The sequence below is a fragment of the Mycobacterium sp. SM1 genome (assembly GCF_018361265.1).
In the GTDB taxonomy this organism is placed as follows: domain Bacteria; phylum Actinomycetota; class Actinomycetes; order Mycobacteriales; family Mycobacteriaceae; genus Mycobacterium.
Genome location: NZ_JAFLNH010000001.1, coordinates 481,505 through 503,537, shown reverse-complemented (window position 1 = coordinate 503,537; position 22,033 = coordinate 481,505). Strand labels below are relative to the sequence as shown.

The 22,033-nt window shown below is 67.2% G+C and carries 17 protein-coding genes and 1 tRNA gene; 10 read left to right on the top strand and 8 right to left on the bottom strand.

All coding sequences use genetic code 11. The features are described 5' to 3' along the window. The first annotated feature begins 1 nt into the window (after position 1). Both bkdB and MSM1_RS02285 read left to right on the top strand, forming a co-directional pair. Positions 2 to 1,054, top strand: coding sequence for a 3-methyl-2-oxobutanoate dehydrogenase subunit beta (gene bkdB, locus MSM1_RS02290; protein ID WP_213440000.1), 1,053 nt, complete (start codon positions 2 to 4; stop codon positions 1,052 to 1,054). Further along, positions 1,051 to 2,310: a dihydrolipoamide acetyltransferase family protein gene (locus MSM1_RS02285; RefSeq protein ID WP_213439999.1), complete on the top strand. Its 1,260-nt coding sequence runs from the start codon at positions 1,051 to 1,053 to the stop codon at positions 2,308 to 2,310. The genes bkdB and MSM1_RS02285 overlap by 4 nt, the downstream gene beginning before the upstream one ends. A 39-nt stretch (positions 2,311 to 2,349) precedes the next feature. Here the strand turns inward: MSM1_RS02285 and MSM1_RS02280 are convergent, their stop codons facing one another. The 7 genes from MSM1_RS02280 to MSM1_RS02250 form a co-directional block, all read right to left on the bottom strand. After that, entirely contained in the window at positions 2,350 to 3,108 is a 759-nt protein-coding gene (locus tag MSM1_RS02280; protein ID WP_213439998.1) for an enoyl-CoA hydratase, read from the bottom strand. A gap of 260 nt (positions 3,109 to 3,368) precedes the next feature. Beyond that, the gene (locus MSM1_RS02275) at positions 3,369 to 3,707 is read right to left on the bottom strand and encodes a P-II family nitrogen regulator (RefSeq protein ID WP_213439997.1); all 339 of its coding nucleotides are present in this window, start codon (positions 3,705 to 3,707) and stop codon (positions 3,369 to 3,371) included. A gap of 6 nt (positions 3,708 to 3,713) precedes the next feature. Continuing rightward, a complete protein-coding gene (locus tag MSM1_RS02270) occupies positions 3,714 to 5,165 on the bottom strand; it encodes an ammonium transporter (RefSeq protein WP_213439996.1) in 1,452 nt (483 codons plus the stop codon). A gap of 336 nt (positions 5,166 to 5,501) precedes the next feature. Then, positions 5,502 to 5,741 carry a hypothetical protein gene (locus MSM1_RS02265; RefSeq protein ID WP_213439995.1) on the bottom strand — a complete coding sequence of 80 codons (240 nt, stop codon included), beginning with the start codon at positions 5,739 to 5,741 and terminating at the stop codon, positions 5,502 to 5,504. A 218-nt stretch (positions 5,742 to 5,959) separates the two neighbouring features. Next, positions 5,960 to 6,874, bottom strand: coding sequence for a HEPN domain-containing protein (locus tag MSM1_RS22645; RefSeq protein ID WP_213439994.1), 915 nt, complete (start codon positions 6,872 to 6,874; stop codon positions 5,960 to 5,962). 81 nt (positions 6,875 to 6,955) lie between these two features. Further along, positions 6,956 to 7,029 (bottom strand) — tRNA-Arg (locus MSM1_RS02255). A gap of 284 nt (positions 7,030 to 7,313) precedes the next feature. Next, on the bottom strand, positions 7,314 to 8,714 hold the full coding sequence (locus tag MSM1_RS02250; RefSeq protein WP_213439993.1) for an IS1380 family transposase: 1,401 nt from the start codon (positions 8,712 to 8,714) through the stop codon (positions 7,314 to 7,316). A 215-nt stretch (positions 8,715 to 8,929) separates the two neighbouring features. Between MSM1_RS02250 and MSM1_RS02245 the strand changes: the two genes are divergently transcribed. From MSM1_RS02245 to ssb, 6 genes are all read left to right on the top strand, one after another. Further along, complete coding sequence (locus MSM1_RS02245; protein WP_213439992.1) at positions 8,930 to 10,219, top strand: alpha/beta hydrolase; 1,290 nt, start codon at positions 8,930 to 8,932, stop codon at positions 10,217 to 10,219. 194 nt (positions 10,220 to 10,413) lie between these two features. Then, positions 10,414 to 11,877: a wax ester/triacylglycerol synthase family O-acyltransferase gene (locus tag MSM1_RS02240; RefSeq protein WP_213439991.1), complete on the top strand. Its 1,464-nt coding sequence runs from the start codon at positions 10,414 to 10,416 to the stop codon at positions 11,875 to 11,877. After that, positions 11,874 to 13,496, top strand: a complete 1,623-nt coding sequence (locus MSM1_RS02235) for an HAD-IB family hydrolase/lysophospholipid acyltransferase family protein (RefSeq protein WP_213439990.1) — start codon at positions 11,874 to 11,876, stop codon at positions 13,494 to 13,496. The genes MSM1_RS02240 and MSM1_RS02235 overlap by 4 nt, the downstream gene beginning before the upstream one ends. Further along, complete coding sequence (locus MSM1_RS02230) at positions 13,493 to 15,841, top strand: glycerol-3-phosphate 1-O-acyltransferase (RefSeq protein WP_213439989.1); 2,349 nt, start codon at positions 13,493 to 13,495, stop codon at positions 15,839 to 15,841. The genes MSM1_RS02235 and MSM1_RS02230 overlap by 4 nt, the downstream gene beginning before the upstream one ends. Before the next feature lie 57 nt (positions 15,842 to 15,898). Continuing rightward, complete coding sequence (locus MSM1_RS02225; protein ID WP_213439988.1) at positions 15,899 to 17,911, top strand: cytochrome c oxidase assembly protein; 2,013 nt, start codon at positions 15,899 to 15,901, stop codon at positions 17,909 to 17,911. A 168-nt stretch (positions 17,912 to 18,079) separates the two neighbouring features. Next, entirely contained in the window at positions 18,080 to 18,586 is a 507-nt protein-coding gene (gene ssb, locus MSM1_RS02220; RefSeq protein ID WP_213439987.1) for a single-stranded DNA-binding protein, read from the top strand. A 67-nt stretch (positions 18,587 to 18,653) separates the two neighbouring features. On the opposite strand, the gene MSM1_RS02215 is transcribed toward ssb, so the two are convergent. After that, positions 18,654 to 19,289 carry a TetR/AcrR family transcriptional regulator gene (locus MSM1_RS02215; RefSeq protein ID WP_213439986.1) on the bottom strand — a complete coding sequence of 212 codons (636 nt, stop codon included), beginning with the start codon at positions 19,287 to 19,289 and terminating at the stop codon, positions 18,654 to 18,656. Between the two features lie 127 nt (positions 19,290 to 19,416). Between MSM1_RS02215 and MSM1_RS02210 the strand changes: the two genes are divergently transcribed. Both MSM1_RS02210 and MSM1_RS02205 read left to right on the top strand, forming a co-directional pair. After that, positions 19,417 to 20,790 (top strand): AarF/ABC1/UbiB kinase family protein, encoded by a 1,374-nt coding sequence (locus MSM1_RS02210; RefSeq protein WP_213441291.1) that lies wholly within the window; start codon positions 19,417 to 19,419, stop codon positions 20,788 to 20,790. Beyond that, entirely contained in the window at positions 20,777 to 21,961 is a 1,185-nt protein-coding gene (locus MSM1_RS02205) for a cytochrome P450 (RefSeq protein WP_213439985.1), read from the top strand. The genes MSM1_RS02210 and MSM1_RS02205 overlap by 14 nt, the downstream gene beginning before the upstream one ends. Positions 21,962 to 22,033: the final 72 nt, after the last annotated feature.

The following is a 22,033-nucleotide window of genomic DNA, read 5'->3' as shown; positions in this document are numbered from 1 at the left end:
GATGACCCAGATCGCCGACCCCCCGTCGGCTTCGACCGCGGCCGCGGTCATGCCCCCGGCCGGCCCGCAGCACGCGCAGCCGTTGACCATGGTGCAGGCGCTCAACCGGGCACTGCACGATGCGATGGCCGCCGACGAGCGGGTGCTGGTTTTCGGTGAAGACGTCTCCGCCCAGGGCGGAGTCTTCCGGGTGACCGAGGGACTGGCCGAGACGTTCGGCGAGGACCGCTGCTTCGACACGCCGCTGGCGGAGTCCGCGGTGATCGGGATCGCGATAGGACTCGCGTTGCGCGGCTTCGTGCCGGTGCCGGAAATCCAGTTCGACGGGTTCACCTACCCGGCGTTCGATCAGGTGGTCAGCCATTTGGCGAAGTACCGCACCCGCACCCGGGGTGAGGTGGACATGGCGGTGACCGTGAGGATACCGTCGTTTGGCGGTATCGGTGCGGCCGAACATCATTCGGACTCCACCGAAACCTACTGGGCGCACACCGCCGGTCTCAAGGTGGTCGTCCCGTCGACGCCCTCGGATGCCTACTGGCTGCTGCGGCACTCGATCAGCTGTCGCGACCCGGTGATGTACCTGGAGCCCAAGCGGCGCTACTGGGCCCGCGGCGCCGTCGATACCAGCCGGCCGGAACCGCCCATCGGCCGGGCTGTGGTGCGCCGGGGCGGCACCGATGTCACCGTGCTGACTTACGGCGCGCTGGTCGCCACCGCCTTGTCCACTGCGGAAATAGCTGAGCGGCAACACGGTTGGAGCCTGGAAGTCATCGATCTGCGCTCGCTGGTGCCGCTGGACTTTGACACTGTCGCCACATCGATCCGCCGCACCGGGCGGTGTGTGGTGCTGCACGAGGGGCCGCGCAGCCTGGGCTACGGTGCCGGGCTGGCCGCCCGGATCCAGGAGGAGTTGTTCTACGAGCTGGAGGCACCGGTGCTGCGCGCCTGCGGATTTGACACCCCCTACCCGCCGGCGCGACTGGAGCGATTGTGGTTGCCGGGCCCGGACCGGCTGTTGGGCTGCGTCGAGCGGGCGCTGGAGATGCCATGAGCGCGGCCGGCGACGAGGAGCGTATCAAGTCGTTCCTGGTTCCCGACCTCGGTGAAGGGCTCGAAGAGGTTACGGTGGCGCGCTGGAACGTGGCCGTGGGCGACCAGGTGGAGCTCAACCAAATCCTGTGCTCGGTGGAGACCGCGAAGGCTGAGGTCGAAATCCCCAGCCCGTACGCCGGGCAGATCGTCGAGATCCGCGGCGCGGAAGGCGAGGTCCTGGGGGTCGGCTCGCTGTTGGCGCGGATCGACACCCGCCCGGACGCCGTAGCCTCAGGCCATCAGCGCCGCCCACCCGCGACGACAGCGCCCAACGGCGAGTCCGCTACGCGCCCCCCGGTACTCGTGGGATACGGGCCAGACGACGTGCCCGACGGCCGCGGCAGGGCGCCGGCCGAATGCGCACCCGCAGGTCCGGGGCGCCCCAAAGCCAAGCCGGCGGTGCGGAAGCTGGCCGCCGAGTTGCTCGTCGACCTCAACACCGTCCCCCCCGGCCCGGATGGTCTGATCACCCGGGAGGCCGTATTGGCGGCGGCCAGAGCCCGAGCCGCCACCTACGACGTGGTGCCGGTGCGCGGGGTCCAGGCCCAGATGGCGCAACGGATGACGCTGTCGCGCACCAAGATTCCCGACGCCCACGCGAGCGTAGTGGTCGAATGCACCAACCTGCTGCGGCTGCGTGACCGGCTCCGCGCGGCCATCCCCGAAGGCGAGGAGCTGATCACCGCGTTCGTGCTCACCCTGCGGCTGTTGGTCATCGCCTTGACCCACAATAAGATCCTCAACTCCACCTGGGTCGACGGTGCGGACGGCCCGCAAGTGCACCGCCACCATGCGGTGCATCTCGGCTTCGGCGTCGCCACCACACGCGGCCTGCTGGTGCCCGTGGTCGCCGACGCGCAGCACATGAGCACCCGCCGACTCGCCGAATGCGTCGCGCGGCTGATCCGCGAAGCCCGCGCGGGCACCCTGACACCGGCAGAGCTGGAAGGGTCGACGTTCACGGTGTCCAATTTCGGTGCGCTCGGGCTCGATGACGGCGTGCCGGTGATCAACTATCCGCAGGCCGCGATCTTGGGCATGGGGTCACTCAAGCCCCGGCCGATGGTCCTCGACGACGAGGTCGTCATCCGGCCGCAGATGACGCTGACATGCGCGTTCGACCACCGAATCGCCGACGGCGCTCAGGTGGCCCAATTCCTCGGTGAGCTTCGTCAGCTCATCGAGGCACCGGAGATTGCGCTGCTGGATCTGTGACGGGCGCGCGACGTCGGCCGCCGGCGGGCCGGACCGCTGTTACCGGCGCCGGGTGGCGGCCCAGCGGCTGGCGAACTCCGATGATTGGATCGAGGTCACCTGGGGACCCAGTTCGGTGCGCTTGGCCAGTTCGTGCAGTTCGGTGTCGACCGATCCCGGGCTGGCGGTGGCGCGCATCGTGGCCTTGGTCGCAAGCACGATCTCCCGCGGCGCGGCCGCGGCTCCGGCGGCCAGCTCCAACGCGGCGGCCAGCGGGTCCTCGGCAACGCTCAAGGCCAAGCCGTGCCGCACGGCGGATCCGGCATCCAGGCATAAACCGAACAACAGCACCGCACGGGCGACCTGCGGTCCCACCGCCCGCTGCATCATCCACGTCGCACCCCCGCCCGGATGCAGCCCCAACTTCAGGAAGCGAGCGTCGAACACCGCGCCGGGGCCGGCGATGCGCACGTCGGCGGCCAGTGCCAGGTTGAGCCCCGCGCCGACGGCCGGGCCATTGACCGCGGCGATGGTGGGCAGCGGGCACTCGGCCACGGCCATGAATCCGTCGTAGATCCGCAGCAGGGCGGCCTCGCCCGCATCGCGCAGGGCGGACAGGTCGGCGCCCGCACAAAACGCGGTGCCCGCGCCGGTGACCACCACGGCGTGCACGTCTGGATCCGCTTGCGCTTGGGCCACCGCCGCGCGCAGCCGGGCGGACATCGCGGCGGTGACGGCGTTGCGCCGGTCGGGATCGTTGACGGTGAGGAGCGCGACGTGGTTATCGACGCTGAGCAGCACGAGATCTGATCGGCCCATGCGGCACCTCCGTCGTTCGGATTCGCTGACGGCGCAGCGGTGTGGGGAGATGCCAAGGGCCTCGCCGGCATCGCAGACCGACACCACCAACGGTGCCGTCAGACTAACCGAGAGCCACTGTCGTCGACTGCGGCCCACCCGTTGTCCCGTTGTCCGGCGCGGGAAACCCGATTTGCCGGCCTTGGCGGCCGGACACTTGACCCACCCGGTGCCGTTGACGGCCGACATGGCGGTGTGGGGCAATGAGCTTAGATGGGAACTTAGATGGCGTCCGCGCCGCGTTCGCCGGTGCGCACCCGCACCACCGCATCCAGGGGAGTTACCCAGACCTTGCCGTCACCGATCTTGCCGGTGTGGGCGGCGTTGATGATCCCCTCGACCACGCGGTCCACGGATTCGTCGTTGACCAGCACTTCCACCTTCACCCTGGGGATGAAGTCCACCTGGTACTCGGCGCCCCGATAGACCTCGGTGTGGCCTTTTTGGCGGCCATAGCCCTGCACCTCGGTGATGGTCAGGCCAAGCACCCCCAGCTGCTCTACGGCGGATTTGATGTCGTCGATCGCGAAGGGTTTCACGATCGCGGTGATCAGCTTCATCGTGCGTCAGCTTTCCGCGGCCTGGGCGTGCTGTGCTGCGCCACCGCCGGCGGGGGTCGCGGGAACCAAGGTCTCGCCGAGACGGCCGGTGACGATGGTTTCGTCGGGGTAGGCCTCTTCTTGGTGCAATGCGATGTCGCCGAGTTCCAAGACATCGTCGGCTGCCCGCAGATTCATGAACAGGCCGAGGATTCGCAAGATGGCGAACGTGATCAGGCCGTCCCAGGCGATGATGGTGAGCGCAGCGCCGAGTTGGATCAGGATTTGCGCGGGGTGATGGCCCCACAGCCAGCCCGCCGCGGTGACGTCGGCGACGTCCTTGCCGTTGCCGAGGTAGAAGACGATGTGCGGGTCGGCCAGCACGCCCACGAGCAGTCCGCCGGTCAGGCCGGCCACCCCGTGGGTGTGCACGACCCCGAGGGCGTCGTCGACCTTGCGGAAAAGCCGGGTGCGGCCGAGCCAGTTCCACGACATCCACACCAGCGAGGACGCCAGCACGCCGATGATCATCGCGCCGAGGCTGTTGACGAAGCCGGCGGCGGGGGTGATCGCCACCAGGCCGGTGATCATGCCGTTGATTCCCCCCAGGAAGGTGGGTTTACGGTCGCGGCTGGCGAAGATGTCCCAGATCACCCAGGTCAGTAGCGCCACCGCGGTGGCCAGGTTGGTGTTGAGCACCGCTAGGGAGGCGTTGGTGCCGGCGAAGTAGGGGTCACCACCGTTGAACCCGTTCCAGCCCAGCCACAGGATGCCCGCCCCCACGGCGGCCATCGGCAGGTTGTTGGGCACCGCGCGTTGGCGGTCGCGCGCCAGTCGGGGCCCGATCACCGCGGCGGCGACGAACCCGCTGGTGCCGGCGGCCAGGTGGATCACGTACCCACCGGAGAAGTCCAGCGCCCCGGTGGTCCACGCGCTGGTGGCGCCGGGGTGCGGCTGCGCCCAAAAGCCGCCGCCCCACACCAGGAACGCGTTGACGGAGTAGGCGAAAGTCGACCACAGCGGCACGAAGATCAGCCACACCTTGAAGTTCATCCGGCCCACCACGCTGCCCAAGAACAGCAGCGGGGTGATGGCCGCGAACACGAACTGGAAGTAGGCCAGCGTGGTCTCGGAGAATCGGAACTTGGGCATGCCCGCGTCGAGCAGCGGGATGCTTGCCCGATGCTGGTTGCCGGCCCCCAGGATGGGCCGCGGTTTACCCACCGCGGATCCCAGGATGCCCGGGCCGAGCTTTTGGGGCTCCCCAAAGCCCATCTTGAACCCCCACAGCACCCAGACCACCAGCACCAGCGAAAACCCGGTGAAGGCCATCAGCATCGTGTTGACCGCCCACTTCTTTTGGACGAGAGCCCCATACAGCACCGCAATACCGGGGATGCTCATCAGCCCGACCAGCGTCGCGGCCACCAACTGCCAAGCGTTGTCCCCTGAGTTGAGCCAATCGGGATAAGGGTTCATCTGGGCATACCCTCTCAATCACACCGGCTGCGGCGGGCGGTCACACTATCGCATCGGGGAGTTTCTGCCAGATAACGCGTTGTTAAATCTGAATTTCCGCTTGCGGGTGCCTGCGGGTGCCCGAAATGACGCAGACGAATCTTGTTGGTGCCCAGTCGTTTTAGACGCCGACATGAGTCGGCTGTCGGGATCGCCCAGGGGCCTATCGCTTGACCACTGGATCGGGCTGAGGCCCGCCGCAGTATCCGAATCCGTGGTATGCGGTGCGAAAGCGAAACCACGGCTTGACCGCTCGCGCCTGAGCCAACCGGCCGCACCGGATCGCCGGTGTTGCCCCTATGGCCGGATCCCCGCGACCCGGCACTGAGCCTGAATCGCCGCAGCGTGCGCGTCCCGCCGGGCGCCGGCGGCGCGGCACCAGTCGTGGGCGGCCGCGCCGCATGCGCGCTCGATGCCGCCACCCATCGTGCTCGGGAACGCGATGGTCACGCAGCCCTCACCGGACCGCTGATCTGTGGGCGCGCCGCCGCTTAGCACCCACGCGAGCACGCCCACCGCGACGACACCGGCGAGCACGGCGAGCGCTGTCAGCGCGGCGCGGCGTTCACCGGACGTGAGCGGGTCCGCCGGCGGGGACTTGCCACCGTTGAGCGTCCTGGTGATCGTGACAGCTCCTTCGTCCGCAGAACTCTAGACCCCACCATCTTGGCACCTTCCCGGCCGCGAATCCGAGTCGTTCTGCCAGGCCATTCGCCGCGGCACCCGACGATCGAGCCTGTGATGACGGCCGGCGGTTATGTAGAGCGGGCGGCGTGCAAGAGATCCAACACGAATCTTTGCAATTCCGGGATATCGCCTGCAATCTGTCGCGCTGACGGGCGCTTGTTTTTCCCTGTGTACTCAGTGCTGCCGTGAACGATTTGGCTTCGACGCCCGTAGACATGCTTGAAAAAGCCTTCCGGTGTCTTGTCGCCATAGGTGCCGCTCAACTGTGAAGCCAGTTGTGCGCCACGTTGGCTGATCGATTCTTGCTCTGCATTCTCGAGAATCTGAATCAGCCTCTCCTTGACGTCCGGCGCGAAATCCGCTGATTGATCGCGTACGTGTTTTTGTAGCACCCTGAGAGCGTCGCGGATCGGTTGTGGCTTTTCCCCTTCCTCGATTAGTGCTTCGACAGCCGTCACAAGAAAAACGAACTTCAGTTCTGCATTCCTGGTCGCGAGTGCCCTGTGAAAAGTTGCGTAGGCCAGTTCTAGTCGTTGGTCAAGGCCCTGGGGAACAGATCCAAGCGCCGGATCCAGGTCTTGGGATAGGTGGGATAGGAACGTGTCCAGGCATTGGCCGACGAAGGCGTTCATTGTAATGCCGATATGCACCATCAATCCAGCCTGAGGAAAGACATGCAGGCCCGGGGCTTCGGGTGATTCCGGCCGGTCATTTTGGCGGCGCTCGGGAAAAGGCGGCGCATCGAAATCAGCGGCAATTCCTGCGTGTGCGAACGCCACGGAAAGTCGATGCCGCCACCGTTTGCCCTCCTCATAAGCCTTATCTGCACACGGGTAGCCCTGTCCCTCGAGCGTGAGCCTATCCGCATTGGTGAAGCCAGCCGGGGCAGTGAGCGTTACGTTGTCCGTCAGCGGGACACTCGTTTTGTCCGATTGGAGGCTCTTGTCGGCTAGCGTGATCTGGTTGCGAAACGCGAATGACACGATATATTAACTTAGCTCAAATCGGTGTGAAGCACCTGTGGGTTGGCGCATTGTGGACGGCTTTGCCCGCATAAGCACGGGTGCCCCCGGCAGGAATCGAACCTGCGACCTAGGGATTAGAAGGCCCTTGCTCTATCCAACTGAGCTACGGAGGCAATGCGCAGGTCAGTCTATCCAACGGCGATGGCGGGCCGATTCCGAGGACGCAACGCCGACCGAAATGTGTTGACCGTAAGACCTATTCGGCTATTGTGTGACGAGCCTCAGAATTTCACGGTGGCCCGGGTTCTGCTGTGGCGGTCTGCGAGGTGGCAGCTTTGTCGAGGTTTTGAGGTTGGGGGTAGGCGGCGGCGCCGCGTGTCGTGCGGTGACGCCGGGTCCTTTATCCCGGGGGTGGTTACTCCTTTCTTGGGGTCGAGCGGGCACAGGGGCCTGTGGGTCAGGGTATGGCGCGGACCCTGTTGAGGGCGTCGGCGAATTCTTTTGCCCAGGGCCAGGTTTGGGGGATCCGCAGGATCAGGTAGCGGGATCGTTTGATCAGCCGGGCCGCGGCGTGCAGCAGCCGGTAGCGCAGGGTGGCGGGTTCGGCTTTGGCCAGTGGGCCGTCCAGCAGTAGCAGTCGCATCCAGCACAGCAGGTCGATGGCGATCGCGACGGCGGTGACCCAAGCGGTGTTGATGGCGAACGAGTGTGAGGGCCAGCGGGCCAGGCCGGTGTCTTTGCCGGTGCGGATGAAGCCCTCCACCCGGGCGTGGACGCGGTGGCGGGCTTCTAGTCGCTGGGGTTGTCCACCGGCAGTCGAGGTGGCGAGGACCTGGTAGCGGTAGCCGGCCAGCTGCTCGAACAACGACAACTGGGTGCCGTGTTCGATTTCTTCGCGCCGCACCAGGACGCGCATGCCGGCCGGCCAGCCGACCAGCTGATCCCCTCCGGTGCTGTGGCGCAGCAGCCCGGTCAACTCGGCGACCTGGGCGTCGTCGCGGGCCGCCCCGGTGGCATCCAGCGCGGCTTGCCATCCCGCATCGGGCATCTGGCCGATCGCGACCCGGACCCGCTCATCGAGGTCGAATCCGACCGAGTAGCCCACCGACATCCCCGGCCGGGCATTGAGTTTCTCCAGGTGTTCGACGACGGCGTGGCTTGAACCCGCGCCGTCGATGGTGACCAGCAACTTGCGGCGCCACGTGGCCGGGATCGCCGCGATCGCGGCGTCGATGATCGCGATATGATCGGCCGCGGTGTTCGAGCCGGCGTTGCCGGGACGGGCGATCACCGCCAGCAGTTCGCCGGTGTTGTCACACCACGCCAACAGCGGGTGGAAGCCAAACCCGCCTTTGAAATTGCCTGCGGCGTGCTGCTTATCGCTGTGCGACTGAATCAGCGAGGCGTCGATGCGGATCACGATCGTGTCCCCGAGGTCCCCATAGCAGGTCTGCGAAGCCGGGATCGCACCGTGGCGGGCCTCGATCGCCTCCCACACCCGAGAGCGGACCTTGTTGCGCACGGCCGTGACCTCGGTGATGCTCTGCTTGTCGATCTCGCCCAGGGACCGCCACATCGTCGGAACCGACGCCACCGCCTCAAACAACCGGTGCTGATCGCGCAGCACCGCGGTGCCGGCCAGGTTCTGTGCTCCGCCCGCGATCGATACCGCCACATCGCGCAACACCGCGCCTCGGTCGTGGGTGACTTCTGGGCGCGACAGCACCGACGACAAACCGCTGGTCAAACCCAGATTGTCGGCCAGCAACCGGGGTATCACGTTACCGGCGTGCCCGACCACGTCGTCGCCACGGACCTCAACTCGGACATTCTTCGACCAACCCGTAGTATCCTGCATCTGACAGGTGCACTCCCATCCTGGATAACCGTGCCTCGAATACTCCGATTATCCTTGCGGTAGTGCACCTTTCACGTTAGCGACACCCCTGAGCTCCACATTCGATGAAAAATCCAGGCGAGCACCAACAAGCGCGGGTACGGCACGGTCACAGTGAGCCGCCAGCTGTGTGCGGACAACGACGTCCGTGCCCTGGGTCAAGGAGCGGCATCGCTATGGGCATAGCCACGGCCGTGACGGGCCGGTGCTCACGCATGGGCTCCCAGGTGCTACACCACGGACTGCACCTGGCGATCGCACCCCTGACCGGGTACCGCACCGGCGCGTTGTTGTTGCGCGCCGCGCCGTCGGCGGTGGGCTGGTTTGCGGGCTGGCTGTCCGCGGAATTTCGCCCGCAGGTGCTGACCGGGCATGCGTTGTCCGGGGTAGCCCCGCTCTCCGTCGGTCGCATGGCGGCGGGCTGGGCGGCGCAGCAGGCGGATCAGGTTCTCAGCACGGCGCTGGGGGAAGCGCTCGGGGCTAACTACCTCGATACGGTGTGTCATCCGCTCGACGAGCAGCACGGGTGTCCCCGCCGGGACGGCCTGCTACACATGGCCGGGCATCGCCGCCGCTACGCCGCGCAGACATCGGATATCGCCTATGGCCCCGCCGGCCGTGACAACCTGCTGGACATCTGGCGGCATCCTGGATCGCCGAGCGAGCGTCCGGCGCCGGTGCTGGTGCAGGTTCCCGGCGGCGGGTGGGCCGTCAACGGCAAACGCGGTCAGGCGTATCCGCTGATGAGCCGGCTGGTCGAACGCGGCTGGATCTGTGTGTCCATCGACTATCGCCGCAGCCCGCGGGCCGCGTGGCCGGCGCACATCGTCGACGTCAAGCGGGCGATCGCCTGGGTGCGCGACAACATCGCCGGCTACGGGGGAGACCCCGGCTTCATCGCGATCACCGGTGGTTCCGCCGGGGCGCATCTGGCGTCGTTGGCCGCGCTGACCGCAAATGACAGCCGACTGCAGCCGGGTTTTGAGGACGCCGACACCACCGTGCAGGCGGCCGTGCCGCTTTATGGGGTCTACGACCTCACCAGTGCCGCGGCTATGCACGAAGTGATGCTGCCGTTTTTGGAGCATTTCGTCATGCAAACCCGCTACCCCGATGACCCCGAGCTGTTTAGGGCGGCGTCGCCGATTACCCATGCCCACCGTGGCGCGCCGCCATTTTTCGTGCTGCATGGGCGCAGCGATTCGGTGATTCCCAGCGCCCAGGCGCGGGCCTTTTGCGCCGCGCTGCGCGCGGCCGGAGCTGCGGTGGTGTGCTATGCCGAGCTGCCCAACGCCCACCACGCGTTCGACACCGTCGCCACAGCCCGCTCGCGACTGACCGCCGGCGCCGTCGCGGACTTTTTGGGGGTCGTCTATGGCCGCTATGCTGGTGCGCGCACGGCTTCGTTGCCGGTTCCGGTGGCATCGGGACTGAACGCGAGTCGCCGAATTGCCAATTCGGCTTGATTTCACGGTGTTTCGTGAGCTCTCTATCCGGTGTCTCATGCCGGGCCGGATCCGCTCAATTGGTTCCCGTTGCCGTGTCAACCGGGTTAGCGTGGTGGTGGCACCGGGGATGGACCCGCCTTTAAAAGGGGAGGCTGGAGTGGCGATGACCGGGCTGGCGACTCGGCTGGCCGGACCCGCGCGGGGGCGTTGCCATGGCTGAATCCGTCGATGCCGCCGGGTTGCCCACCGAGTTGGGGGCGCTCGACTATCTGCTGCACCGGGGGGAAGCCTGCCCTCGGACCCGCTCGGGGATCATGGGGTTAGAACTTCTTGACACCGTGCCGGACTGGGGACGTTTTCGGACCGCATTCGACCACGCGTCGCGACGAGCGCTGCGGCTGCGGCAGAAGGTCGTGGTGCCGACGCTGCCGACGGCCAGACCCCGCTGGGTGGTGGACCCCGACTTCGATTTGGATTTCCATGTGCGACGCGTGCGGGTCCCCGAACCGGCAACGTTGCGCGAAGCGTTCGACCTGGCCGAGGTGGTGCTGCAGTCGCCGCTGGACATCTCCCGGCCGCTGTGGTCGGCCACCCTGATCGAAGGGCTCGCCGACGGCAAGGCGGCGATGCTCCTGCATCTCAGCCATGCCGTCACCGACGGGGTCGGCAGCCTGGAGATGTTCGCGCACATCTACGACCTGGAGCGCGATCCCGCGCCCGAGCCGACACCCCCGCAACCAATCCCCGAAGACCTGACTGCCAATGACTTGATGCTGCGGGGTGTCGCCCAGCTGCCCGCCGCGCTGGCCGGCGGTGTCCGGGACGCGGCATCGCTGGCGGGACGGGCGGTTCTCAACCCGGCGTCGGCGGTGACGGGGGTCGTTGGCTACCTCCGCTCGAGTGCCCGGGTGCTGCGGCGGGCGGCCGAGCCGTCGCCGTTGCTGCGCCGCCGCAGCCTGTCCACCCGCAGCGAAGCGCTCGACATGGTGCTCTCCGATTTGCACCAGGCCGCAAAAGCCGGCGGCGGGTCAATCAACGATGCCTACTTGGCGGGCCTGTGCGGCGCGCTGCGACGCTACCATGTGGCCCTCGGCGTGCCCGTCAGCGCACTGCCGATGGCGGTGCCGGTGAACTTGCGCGGCGATGCCGACCCTGCCGGCGGTAACCGGTTTGCGGGCGTCAACCTGGCGGCACCGGTCGGCACGGCCGATCCGGCGGAGCGCATCAAAAAGATCCGCGCCCAGATGACGCAGCGCCGCGAAGAGCGGGCCCTTAACGTGCTCGGTGCGGTTGCTCCGGTGCTGAGCGTCCTGCCCACACCGGTGCTGGAGGCCATCACGGGCTCGATCATCGCGTCAGACGTGCAGGCCAGCAATCTGCCCGGCTACCCGGGCGAGACCTACATCGCCGGCGCCAAAGTGCTGCGGCAGTACGGCTTTGGACCGCTGCCGGGTGTGGCGATGATGGCCGTACTGATTTCCCGGGGCGGGTTTTGCACCGTCACCGTGCGCTACGACAGGGCCGCGGTCCGGCACGAGTCACTGTTCGCGCGGTGCCTGCTGGAGGGTTTCGACGAGGTCCTCGCGCTGGCCGGTGACCCGGCGCCACACGCGGTGCCGGCGTCGTTCGCGGTCGAAGCGCCCGACTCGTTGTCGGCATCATTGTCGGGCTCATGACTGCCCAGCGCCCCGATGTGCGGTTACCCGGCTCGGTCGCCGAGGTGATGGCCAGCCCGCCCGGTCCCCAGATCGGGGCGTTTTTCGACCTGGACGGCACCCTGGTCGCGGGCTTTACCGGCGTCATGCTCACCCAGGAGCGCTTCCGACGCCGCGAGATGGGTGTCGGTGAGCTGATCGGCATGGTTCAGGCCGGCCTCAACCATCAACTCGGGCGCATCGAGTTCGAAGAGCTGATCACCAGGGCGGCCGCGATGCTGCGCGGACGGGCGTTGAGCGACGTGGAAGAGATCGGGGAGCGGCTTTTCACCCAGAAGATCGAATCCCGGATCTACCCGGAAATGCGGGAGTTGGTGCGCGCCCACCTGGCCCGTGGCCACACCGTGGTGCTCAGCTCGTCGGCGCTGACCATCCAGGTCGACCCGGTCGCCCGCTATCTGGGCATCCCGCACACGCTCAGCAACCGGTTCGAGACCGACGACAACGGGATCCTCACCGGCAGGGTGGTCAAGCCGATCCTGTGGGGACCGGGCAAGGCCGAGGCCGTGCAGCGGTTTGCCGTCGAGCACGGCATCGACCTGAATGACAGCTATTTCTACGCCGACGGTGACGAGGACGTCGCGTTGATGTACCTGGTCGGCAATCCCCGGCCGACCAACCCGAAAGGCAAGATGGCCACCGTCGCGCGCCGCCGCGGCTGGCCGATCTTGCGGTTCACCAGCCGCGGCAACTTCGGCATCGCCAGCCAACTGCGGGCCCTCGCCGGGATCGGCTCGCTGTTCCCGGTCGCCGCCGGCGCGGTCGGGCTGGGCTTGCTGACCCGCAGCCGGCGCCGGGGCGTGAACTTTTTCACCTCCGCCTGGTCGCAGCTGCTGCTGGCCACCAGCGGCGTGCGGCTGAATGTCATTGGCGCCGAGAATCTGACCGCACAACGTCCGGCGGTGTTCATCTTCAATCACCGCAACCAAGTCGATCCGATCATTGTTGCCGCGCTGGTGCGCGAGGATTGGACCGGCGTAGCCAAAAAGGAACTGGAAAGCGACCCGATCGTTGGCACGCTGGGCAAATTACTCGACGCGGTGTTCATCGACCGAGACGATCCGGCCGCCGCGGTGGCGGCACTGCATCGGGTCGAGCAGCGGGCGAAAGCCGGGCTGTCGATCGTGATCGCCCCCGAGGGCACCCGCGTGGACACCACCGGGGTGGGGCCGTTCAAAAAGGGGCCGTTTCGCATCGCAATGGCGGCGGGCATCCCCCTGGTGCCGATCGTGATCCGCAACGCCGAGATCATTGCCGCCCGGAACTCCACCACGATGAATCCCGGCACCGTGGATGTGGCGGTGCTTCCCCCGATCCCCGTCGACGACTGGACGCTTGACACGTTGTCCGATCGCATTGCCGAGGTGCGCCGGCTGTATGTGGACACGCTGGCCAACTGGCCGGTCGGAGAGCTGCCCAAGGCGGGTCCGCACGCCCGCGGGAAGCCCGCGCCCAGCAAAGCCAGGCGCCCCAAGACGGCTGCGGCCAGAACGGCGGCCCAAAAGACGGCCCGGGTGCCGCCGAGGCCCACCCCGGTCAGCCACAACGCCGAGCCATCCCGCCCGAAAGGACGATCGTGACGAAACCGGCCCTCGACACCGGCACATTCACCACGAGCGAGGACACGTTGGTGCTGGCGGCCGTGTCATCCGCGGTAGAAGCCGAACTGCTCTCCGAATGGCTGCAGCAGCAGCGGGCTCGCCATCCCGGGGCCAAGATCGACGTGGTGCGGCTGCCGCACCACAATTCGCCGCCGGCGGCACTAAGTGCGCTCGTCGAGCAGCTCGACTCCGGCGAGGACCGCTCGATCGTGCCGGTCCGGGTGTTCTGGCTCCCCCCCGCCGGTAGGCGACGACTGAGCAAGTGGGTCGGGGTGCTTCCCGGCCAGGATCCCTACCACCCCAGCGAACGGCGGCAGCGCCGGATCCTGCGCGCCGACCCCCGCCGTGCCCGGGTGGTCGCCGGGGAGGCCGCCAAGGTGTCCGAACTTCGCCAGCAGTGGCGTGACACCACGGTCGGCGAGCATCCGCACGATTTCGCGCAGTTTGTCACCCGCCGCGCGATCCTGGCCATGGAACGCGTCGCCTACCGGCTGCTCGGCCCGGAGTACAAGTCGCCCCGATTGGTGAAGCCCGAGATGCTGGCGTCGGCCCGATTTCGTGCCGGACTGCAACAGATCCCGGGAGCAACGCTCGAGGAGGCCGGCAAAATCCTCGACGAGATGGCCACCGGATGGAGCCGGCTTTCGGTGGATCTGATTCCCGCGCTTGCCAAGTCACTGTTTTCTCGTGGTTTTGATCCCCAGATCGACTACGACCAGTATCAGGTGGCGGCCATGCGCGCGGCGCTGGAATCCCATCCCGCCGTCCTGCTGTGGTCGCATCGATCCAATCTGGACAGCGCCGTGCTCACGGTCGCGCTCGCCGAAAACGGCCTGCCCAAGACGCATGTGTTCGGCGGGATCAACATGGCCTTCGGCCTGATGGGGCCGCTGATGCGCCGCTCGGGCGTCATCTTCATCCGCCGCAGCATCGACGGCGACCCGCTGTATCGATATGTGCTCAAGGAATACGTCGGCTATCTCGTCGAGAAGCGGTTCAACCTCAGCTGGTCCATCGAAGGCACCCGCTCACGCACCGGGAAAATGTTGCCGCCCAAGCTCGGTCTACTGACTTACGTTGCCGATGCTTACCTGGAAGGCCGCACCGACGATATCTTGCTGCAGCCGGTCTCGATCAGCTTCGACCAGTTGCACGAGATCGCCGAGTACGCAGCCTACGCGCGCGGGGCCGAAAAGACGCCCGAGGGCGTGAGCTGGCTCTACAAATTCATCAAAGCCCAGGGTGAACGCAACTACGGCAAGATCTACGTCCGGTTCCCCGAAGCGGTTTCGATGCGCCACTACCTAGGGGCGCCGGGCGGTCGGATGGCTCACGATCAAGCGGCCAAACGCCTTGCCCTGCAGAAGATGTCGTTCGAGGTAGCGTGGCGTATCCTGCAGGCCACGCCGGTGAACGCGACCGGGCTGGTGTCTGCGCTGCTGCTGGCCACCCACGGGGTGGCGTTGACCCTCGGTCAGCTGCACCGCACCCTGCAGGATTCGCTGGACTACCTGGAGCGCAGGCAGATCCCGATGACCACCAGTGCATTGCGGCTACGCAAGCCCGAAGGTGTTCGGGCGGCCGTCGATGCGCTGTCGAACGGGCATCCGGTCACCAGGGTGGACGGCGGCCGGGAACCCGTGTGGCGCATTGCGCCCGAGGACGAGCACGCCGCGGCGTTCTACCGCAATTCGGTCATCCATGCCTTCCTGGAGACCTCGATCGTCGAGCTCGCGCTGGCGCATGCCCGCCACGCCGACGGGGACCGCCGGCAGGCCTTCTGGGCGCAGGCGATGCGGCTTCGTGACCTGCTGAAATTCGATTTCTACTTTGCCGACTCGGCAACGTTTAAGGCCAACATCGCCGCAGAGATGGCCTGGTTTGATGATTGGGAGTCTCGCCTCGCCGCCGGCGCCGACGAGATCGACGCGATGCTGTATGCGAAGCGGCCCCTGATATCGGATGCCATGCTGCGGGTGTTCTTCGAGGCGTACGAGATTGTCGCCGACGTGCTGCGTGGTGCCCCGGCGGAAATCAGCCAGAAGGACCTGACACGGCTGGCGCTCGGCGTCGGCGCCCAATACGTCGCGCAGGGCCGGGTCCGTAGCAGCGAGCCGGTCTCTACGCTGCTGTTCGCGACGGCGCGCCAGGTCGCCGCCGATCAGCGCCTGCTGGAGCCCGCGGCGGACCTCGCCGAGCGCCGCACCGCGTTTCGGCGGGAATTGCGGAGCATTGTGCGCGATTTCGACCATGTCGGCCAGATCGCGCGCCAGCAGTTCGTCGCCCGCGAAATCGAAGCCCGGCGCGCGCGACAGGCCGGATAGTTGTGGGCAACCGAACTCAACCGCGAGGCTTTGCCGGCGCGCCCATAGGCTAGCTTTATGACAGTCGCTTCGCCCACCGGCGAGCGTCGCGCGGTGGTGTGGCCGCTGCTGGGCGGCGTCGCCGTGCTCGCGGGCGGCACCGCGGCGGGGATCGGGTTGTTGTCGTGGGCGGATGCGCTGGCCGCCACTGGGCTACCCGATCCGGGCCTGGCGACCACGCTCGGGCTGCCATTCGTGCGGGCGGCCGGGGAGGTCGCCGCCATGGTCGCCGTCGGCTCGTTCCTGTTCGCGGCCTTTCTGGTGCCACCCCAAGCCAGCGGGGTGCTCGACGTCGCCGGGTACCGGGCGCTGCGCTGGGGCACGGTGGCGTCGGGAGCGTGGACCGTGTGCGCTGCGCTGCTGGTGCCGCTGACCATTTCGGATGTCTCGGGTCATCGGTTGGCGAACCACCTCAACCCGGCGACGGTCTGGTCGCTGGCCAGCCTGATCAACACCGCCGCCGCGTGGCGCTGGACGGCGTTGCTGGCCGCTGCGGTGACGTTGGCCAGCCTGCCGGTGTTGCGCTGGCCGTGGGTCCCACTGCTGCTGTTCGGGTCGTTGGCAACTCTGGTTCCCCTGGGGCTGACCGGCCACTCGTCGGCCGGCGGCTCGCATGACCTGGCCACCAACAGCCTGCTGATCCACCTTGTCGCGGCCAGCCTGTGGGCCGGCGGCCTGCTGGCCCTGCTGGCGCACGCGCTGCGTCACCGGGATCACGCCGACCTGGCCGCGCGGCGCTTCTCGGCGCTCGCCCTGTGGTGCTTTATCGCGATGGCGCTTAGCGGTGTGATCAACGCGCTGGTGCGGGTGCTGCCCTCCGATCTGCTGACCACCGCCTACGGGCGGTTGATCGTCATCAAGGCCGTCGCACTGGGCGTGCTCGGCGTGCTCGGCTGGCGTCAGCGCCGCACCGCGGTCGCCGTGCTGCAAGCGAACCCGCACGCGCGAGGGGCGCTGATCCGGCTGTCGCTGACGGAGGCGGTGGTCTTCGGCCTCACCATTGGGGTCGCCGTCGGGCTAAGCCGCACCCCGCCACCGCCACCGCCGATCGGGATTCCCACGATTCCCGAAGTGGCGATCGGCTACGACTTCGACGGACCGCCCACCGTGGTGCGGGTGCTCTTCGACTGGCGGTTCGACCTGATCTTCGGCACGGCGGCGCTCGGGTTGGCTGTCCTGTACCTGGCTGGGGTGCGCCGGCTGCGTCGCCGCGGCGACGCCTGGCCGGCCGGCAGGACGCTGGCCTGGCTGCTCGGATGTGTGCTGCTGCTGTTCGTCACCTCCTCGGGTATGGGCCGTTACCTGCCGGCGATGTTCAGCATGCATATGGCCGTGCACATGGCGCTGTCGATGCTGGTGCCGATCCTGCTGGTGCTGGGCGGTCCGGTCAGCCTGGCGCTGCGGGCGCTGCCGCCCGCCGGGCGGGGCGACGCGCCGGGCCCGCGGGAGTGGCTGCTGGCGGCCCTGCACAGCCGGCTCTCCCGCTTTTACACCCATCCGATCGTCGCGACCGTGCTGTTCGTCGCCGGGTTTTATGGGCTGTACCTCAGCGGGCTGTTCGACGCCGCGGCGGGCAGCCATTTAGGGCACGTCCTGATGAACGCGCACTTCCTGCTCAGCGGCTACCTGTTCTACTGGGTGGTGATCGGCGTGGACCCCACGCCGCGGCTGATCCCACCGCTGGCCAAGGTGGCCGTGGTGTTCGCCTCGCTGCCGCTGCACGCATTCTTCGGGGTGGTGATGATGGGCACGCAGCGGGTCCTGGGCGAAAGCTTCTACCGGTCGCTGCAGTTGAGCTGGCACACCGACCTGCTGGGCGATCAGCGACTCGGCGGTGGAATCGCATGGGCGGCAGGGGAAGTGCCCTTGGTTATCGTCATGATCGCGCTGCTGGTGCAGTGGTCGCGCAGCGATCAGCGGATGGCGCGGCGGTTGGACCGCGCCGCCACGCGTGACGACGACGCCGAACTGGCGGCCTACAACGCGATGCTGGCCGAATTGGCGCGCCGCGACACCTCCGGGCGGCGCTGATCGGCGTCTCGCTCACAGTCATGGTTTTCTCCACAACTTTCTCCGCAGGGGTGCCAAACACCGGCCGCGGCGGGCGCCGGGTGTCGGTGACGGGCTGGTCAATGGACCCGTCACGGGCGGCGAGGCGGTAGCGCGGCGTCGCCAACTGCGAAACGGAAGGACTCAACGATGTTCGAGACGCCCCTGGCCGTGGTGGGCACCATCGTCACCGACCCGAAGCGCCGGATGGTCGGCGGACAGGAGGTCATGAAGTTCCGGGTGGCCAGCAATTCCCGCCGCCGCGGCGCTGATGGCAATTGGGAGCCGGGTAATTCGCTGTTCATCACCGTCAACTGCTGGGGCCGACTGGTCACCGGCGTCGGCGCAGCGCTGGGAAAGGGCTCGCCGGTGATCGTGCTCGGCAGCGTGTACACCAGCGAGTACCAAGACCGTGACGGTGTGCGGCGGTCCGCCGTGGAGATGCGGGCCAGCGCGGTCGGGCCGGACGTGTCCCGAGCGATCGTGCGGGTCGAAAAGCTCGGGCACTCCGCTACCGGGACAGCCCCAGGCGGTGACGCGACAACCCCCGCGGAGGCCGGCTCCGAGCCGGCCGCCGGTGAGGGTGATCCGCCGGCGCCCGCGGTAGCGGACGGCGCGAGGCCACCGGCCGGCCCGGGGCCGGCGAGCGCGGCGTGACCGGGACGAACCCCGGCAAGGCTCCCACACACTGCACGGCCGTCAGACACGGCGACCGGGCCGCGGGTTATTCACCGCCCTTCTTGCCATCATTGCCATCGCCCTTCTTGCGCACAGCATCGATCCGGCTGGCGAGCAGTGCCGTCCACTCCGCGATGTATTGCTCGTCGGGTATGTCTGCTTGCGGCATGCGAAACAGATCACCGGCTACCCGTTTGCCGTGGAGTGCGTTGACGCCGATGGCAGCGATGATCCGGGCGTCCTGCTGGCCAATGCTCGGGACCCAGCCCCTTATCCAATCGGCCAGTTCGGCGTAAAGGCCGTCGAACAGCGCAGCGTAAGCGTCGATGAGTCGTGCCGACCGATCCGAGGGAATTCGGGAGGCGATCTTCAGCAGCTGGGATTCTTCATCGAGCACGCTCAGCACATACCGGCCCAGCATGGTGAGCTCGCTGCGCAGGTCGCCCAGCCCGGCGAACAACGCGCGGATATCGTGCATGGCACGGCGGCGGTCCAGTTGCCGGTCGATGCCGGCTTCTAGGAGCTCCTGCTTCGACTTGAAGTGGTGGTATAGGGCACCCGAGCCCGGTGCCAGCCCTGCCGCGGCCTCGATCTCCGCGACGCTGGTCGCCTGGTATCCCCGCTCGCTGAAGAGTCGCATTGCCTCGGTGACCAGGCGTTCTCGGGTTGACGCCGCTTGCATTGACCTCCCCAAAGTATCCACTTAGCATGAACAACTGAATACTTTAACGGCTATGTCGAGGTGCCGCTAGGAGGTCGCCGTGGCGGGCAGGCAGGATCCGGTGCCTCGTGGTCGAGTCCGCCGCACCATGCCGCTGGCCGGGTTCACCGCGCGTGCCGTGGGCGGGCGGATGGTGGCCGCCCTGCGAGAGAGGACCGGCGAGACCGGCGCTGTACAACGCTTCCACGAACGCACCGCCGAGCGATACACCGAGCTACTCGGTCACTCCAAAGGCGTGCTCATGAAGGCCGCCCAGGTGTTGTCCATGCTGGACGCCAGTTCAATTGGTAACGGCGGCTATTCGCCCTACCAGAAAGCTCTGTCTCGGCTGCAGGCCGATGCGCCGCCCATGGATCGGGCCTTAGCGGAGGAACTAGTGCACGCCGATCTTGGCCGGCCCGTCGACGAGGTCTTCGCCGAGTTCACCGCCGAGCCGATGGCGGCCGCCTCCATCGGCCAGGTCCACCGTGCGGTGCTGCACGACGGCCGCGAGGTAGCGGTCAAGATTCAGTACCCCGGTGTGGCAGAGGCGATCCGCGACGATCTGGCTAACGCCGAACTGCTGGCGACCTTCGTCCGGTTCGCCGCATCCGCGTCAGGTACCGGGATGCAGCCGGATCTACGACAGATGACCCGGGAGATCGCCGCGCGCATCACCGAGGAAATCGATTACCGCCATGAGGCCGCCAACATCACCGCGTTCAGCGAGCTCTACCGCGGCCACCCGTTTATCCGGGTACCAGAGGTCGTTCGTGAAGCCTCCGGTGATCGGGTGCTGACCATGACCTATCTCGACGGAATGGACTGGGCCGCGGCGCAACATGCCGACCAAGACCTGAAGAACACCTGGGTAGAGGTGATCGGGCGGTTTGTCGGGGGTTCTTACCGGCACGCGAACCTGTTCAACGCCGATCCCCATCCGGGGAATTACCGGTTCGGTTCGGACGGGAGCGTCGGATTCGTCGACTTCGGCTGTGTCAAGGTGCTGCCTGAGCGCGCGCGCCGCAGGTTCGTCGGGATGGTTCGCGCAGCCATCGACGGACGCAAGCGCGACCTGCACGATCTGATGGCCGAGTTAGGTTACTTCGCAGGAGGTTTCACACTGTCCGTGGACGAGGCATACCGGTGGATGGCTGAGCTGCTCTATGAGGTGCTCGCGCCCCAGCCGGTCACCTTTACCCGGGACACCTCACAACGTGCCATCCGCGCCCTGATCGATATCCGTCCGCCCGATCACCCGCTTCGCCGCCTGTCGGCGCCTGATGACTTGGTCTTCTTCCCCCGGCTCAACCTCATCCTGAACCCGATATGCGCAATCTTAGGAGCGACGGTCTACATACGGTCGAGCATTGACGACCTGGACGGAGTCGCTAAGCCGATCACGCCATTGGGCAAGCAGCACGACGCCTGGGTCCGTGCCCGTGGCCTGCCGTACGGATTGGAGCCCCATGATCACCCGTAGCACCACAGCACCACGCCTGCCGTGGGACGCAGCCGATCCCTATCCGTTCTACGAGCGCCGCCGCCGCGACGGCAACGTGGTGTGGGATGAAACCGCCCAAGCCTGGCTCGTTCTCGGCTACGACGCCGCGCGCCAAGTACTCGGCGGATCGGGGTGGAGCAGTGACCCGCTGGCCAACCCCAATGCCCGGGCGGCGTTTGATGCGCTCGGTTCAGATCTGGTCGAGCGGTCCATGCTGTTCGCCGACGGAGCCGGCCATACCCGGTTGCGCGGATCGGTGCGCGACGTGTTCACCAGCTCCTTTCTCACCGGCCTTACTGCCGGCGTCGAAGCCATCTCCGCGTCCGTCACCGAGCACCCCACGACAGGCAAGGTGTTCGACTTTATGGCCGACATCGCCCAGCCGCTGCCGATCGCGGTTGTCGGGGAATGGCTGGGCCTGGACGCCGAAGCCTCAAAACTCGTTCGCGAGCAATCACCCGCGATCATTCGGATGCTGGGTGCGCTCGCCGACCCTGAGGAGATCAAAGCCGGCGCTGCAGCCTCGGCGACACTCGTGACCGAGTTTCTTCCCGTGGCCGCCGAGCGCCGCCGCCGCCCTGGTGATGACCTCCTCAGCTTCATCGCCTCGGACCCGGACCTGCGTCTCGATGAGGTCGTCATCACCGCCATCCTGATTGCCGTCGCCGGCCATGAAACGACGGCAAATCTACTGGGCGCCGCCATGATCCGGCTGTTAGAGGCTGATGCTGACGGCATCCGCCTCGTTGACGCTCTCGATCCGGCCGACCCGTCGCTCATCGACGAACTGCTCCGGCTCGATGGCCCGGTACAGGCCACGGCGCGCAGCGCGACCGACGAGCAAGTAATTGGCGGTACCGAAATAGCCTGCGGTGAACACGCTGTCGTTGTCATCGCCGCTGCCAACCGTGATCCAGGTATTTTCGATGAGCCTAACCAGTTCCAGCCGAGCCGGACGGGACCGGCACCGCTGGCATTCGGATACGGTGCGCATTACTGTCTCGGTGCGGCTCTGGCGCGACTGGAAACTACGGTGGCGCTGCGCCAGATCCTGGCCCGCGATCCCGTCTTGGCCGGGCCGGCGACGTGGCGCGACACCCCGGCAATCCGCGGTCCGCTGTACTTGCCGATGATCTTCCGCCAGCCGTAACGGCCTGCACCGCAGCCGCGAGGCCATGCGCCGGGGAGCCGGCGGTGACGGGCGTCTTGTCGTCGGGAGACC

Bases quoted from the DNA above. Each gene is read 5' to 3' on its own strand.
- MSM1_RS02285 (WP_213439999.1), top strand. From the start codon at position 1,051: ATGAGCGCGGCCGGCGACGAGGAGCGTATCAAGTCGTTCCTGGTTCCC.
- MSM1_RS02225 (WP_213439988.1), top strand. From the start codon at position 15,899: ATGACAGTCGCTTCGCCCACCGGCGAGCGTCGCGCGGTGGTGTGGCCG.
- MSM1_RS02205 (WP_213439985.1), top strand. From the start codon at position 20,777: ATGATCACCCGTAGCACCACAGCACCACGCCTGCCGTGGGACGCAGCC.
- MSM1_RS02250 (WP_213439993.1), bottom strand. From the start codon at position 8,714: ATGCAGGATACTACGGGTTGGTCGAAGAATGTCCGAGTTGAGGTCCGT.
- MSM1_RS02280 (WP_213439998.1), bottom strand. From the start codon at position 3,108: ATGGGCCGATCAGATCTCGTGCTGCTCAGCGTCGATAACCACGTCGCG.
- MSM1_RS02240 (WP_213439991.1), top strand. From the start codon at position 10,414: ATGGCTGAATCCGTCGATGCCGCCGGGTTGCCCACCGAGTTGGGGGCG.
- bkdB (WP_213440000.1), top strand. From the start codon at position 2: ATGACCCAGATCGCCGACCCCCCGTCGGCTTCGACCGCGGCCGCGGTC.
- MSM1_RS02275 (WP_213439997.1), bottom strand. From the start codon at position 3,707: ATGAAGCTGATCACCGCGATCGTGAAACCCTTCGCGATCGACGACATC.
- MSM1_RS02235 (WP_213439990.1), top strand. From the start codon at position 11,874: ATGACTGCCCAGCGCCCCGATGTGCGGTTACCCGGCTCGGTCGCCGAG.
- MSM1_RS02245 (WP_213439992.1), top strand. From the start codon at position 8,930: ATGGGCATAGCCACGGCCGTGACGGGCCGGTGCTCACGCATGGGCTCC.
- MSM1_RS02210 (WP_213441291.1), top strand. From the start codon at position 19,417: ATGCCGCTGGCCGGGTTCACCGCGCGTGCCGTGGGCGGGCGGATGGTG.
- MSM1_RS02215 (WP_213439986.1), bottom strand. From the start codon at position 19,289: ATGCAAGCGGCGTCAACCCGAGAACGCCTGGTCACCGAGGCAATGCGA.
- ssb (WP_213439987.1), top strand. From the start codon at position 18,080: ATGTTCGAGACGCCCCTGGCCGTGGTGGGCACCATCGTCACCGACCCG.
- MSM1_RS02270 (WP_213439996.1), bottom strand. From the start codon at position 5,165: ATGAACCCTTATCCCGATTGGCTCAACTCAGGGGACAACGCTTGGCAG.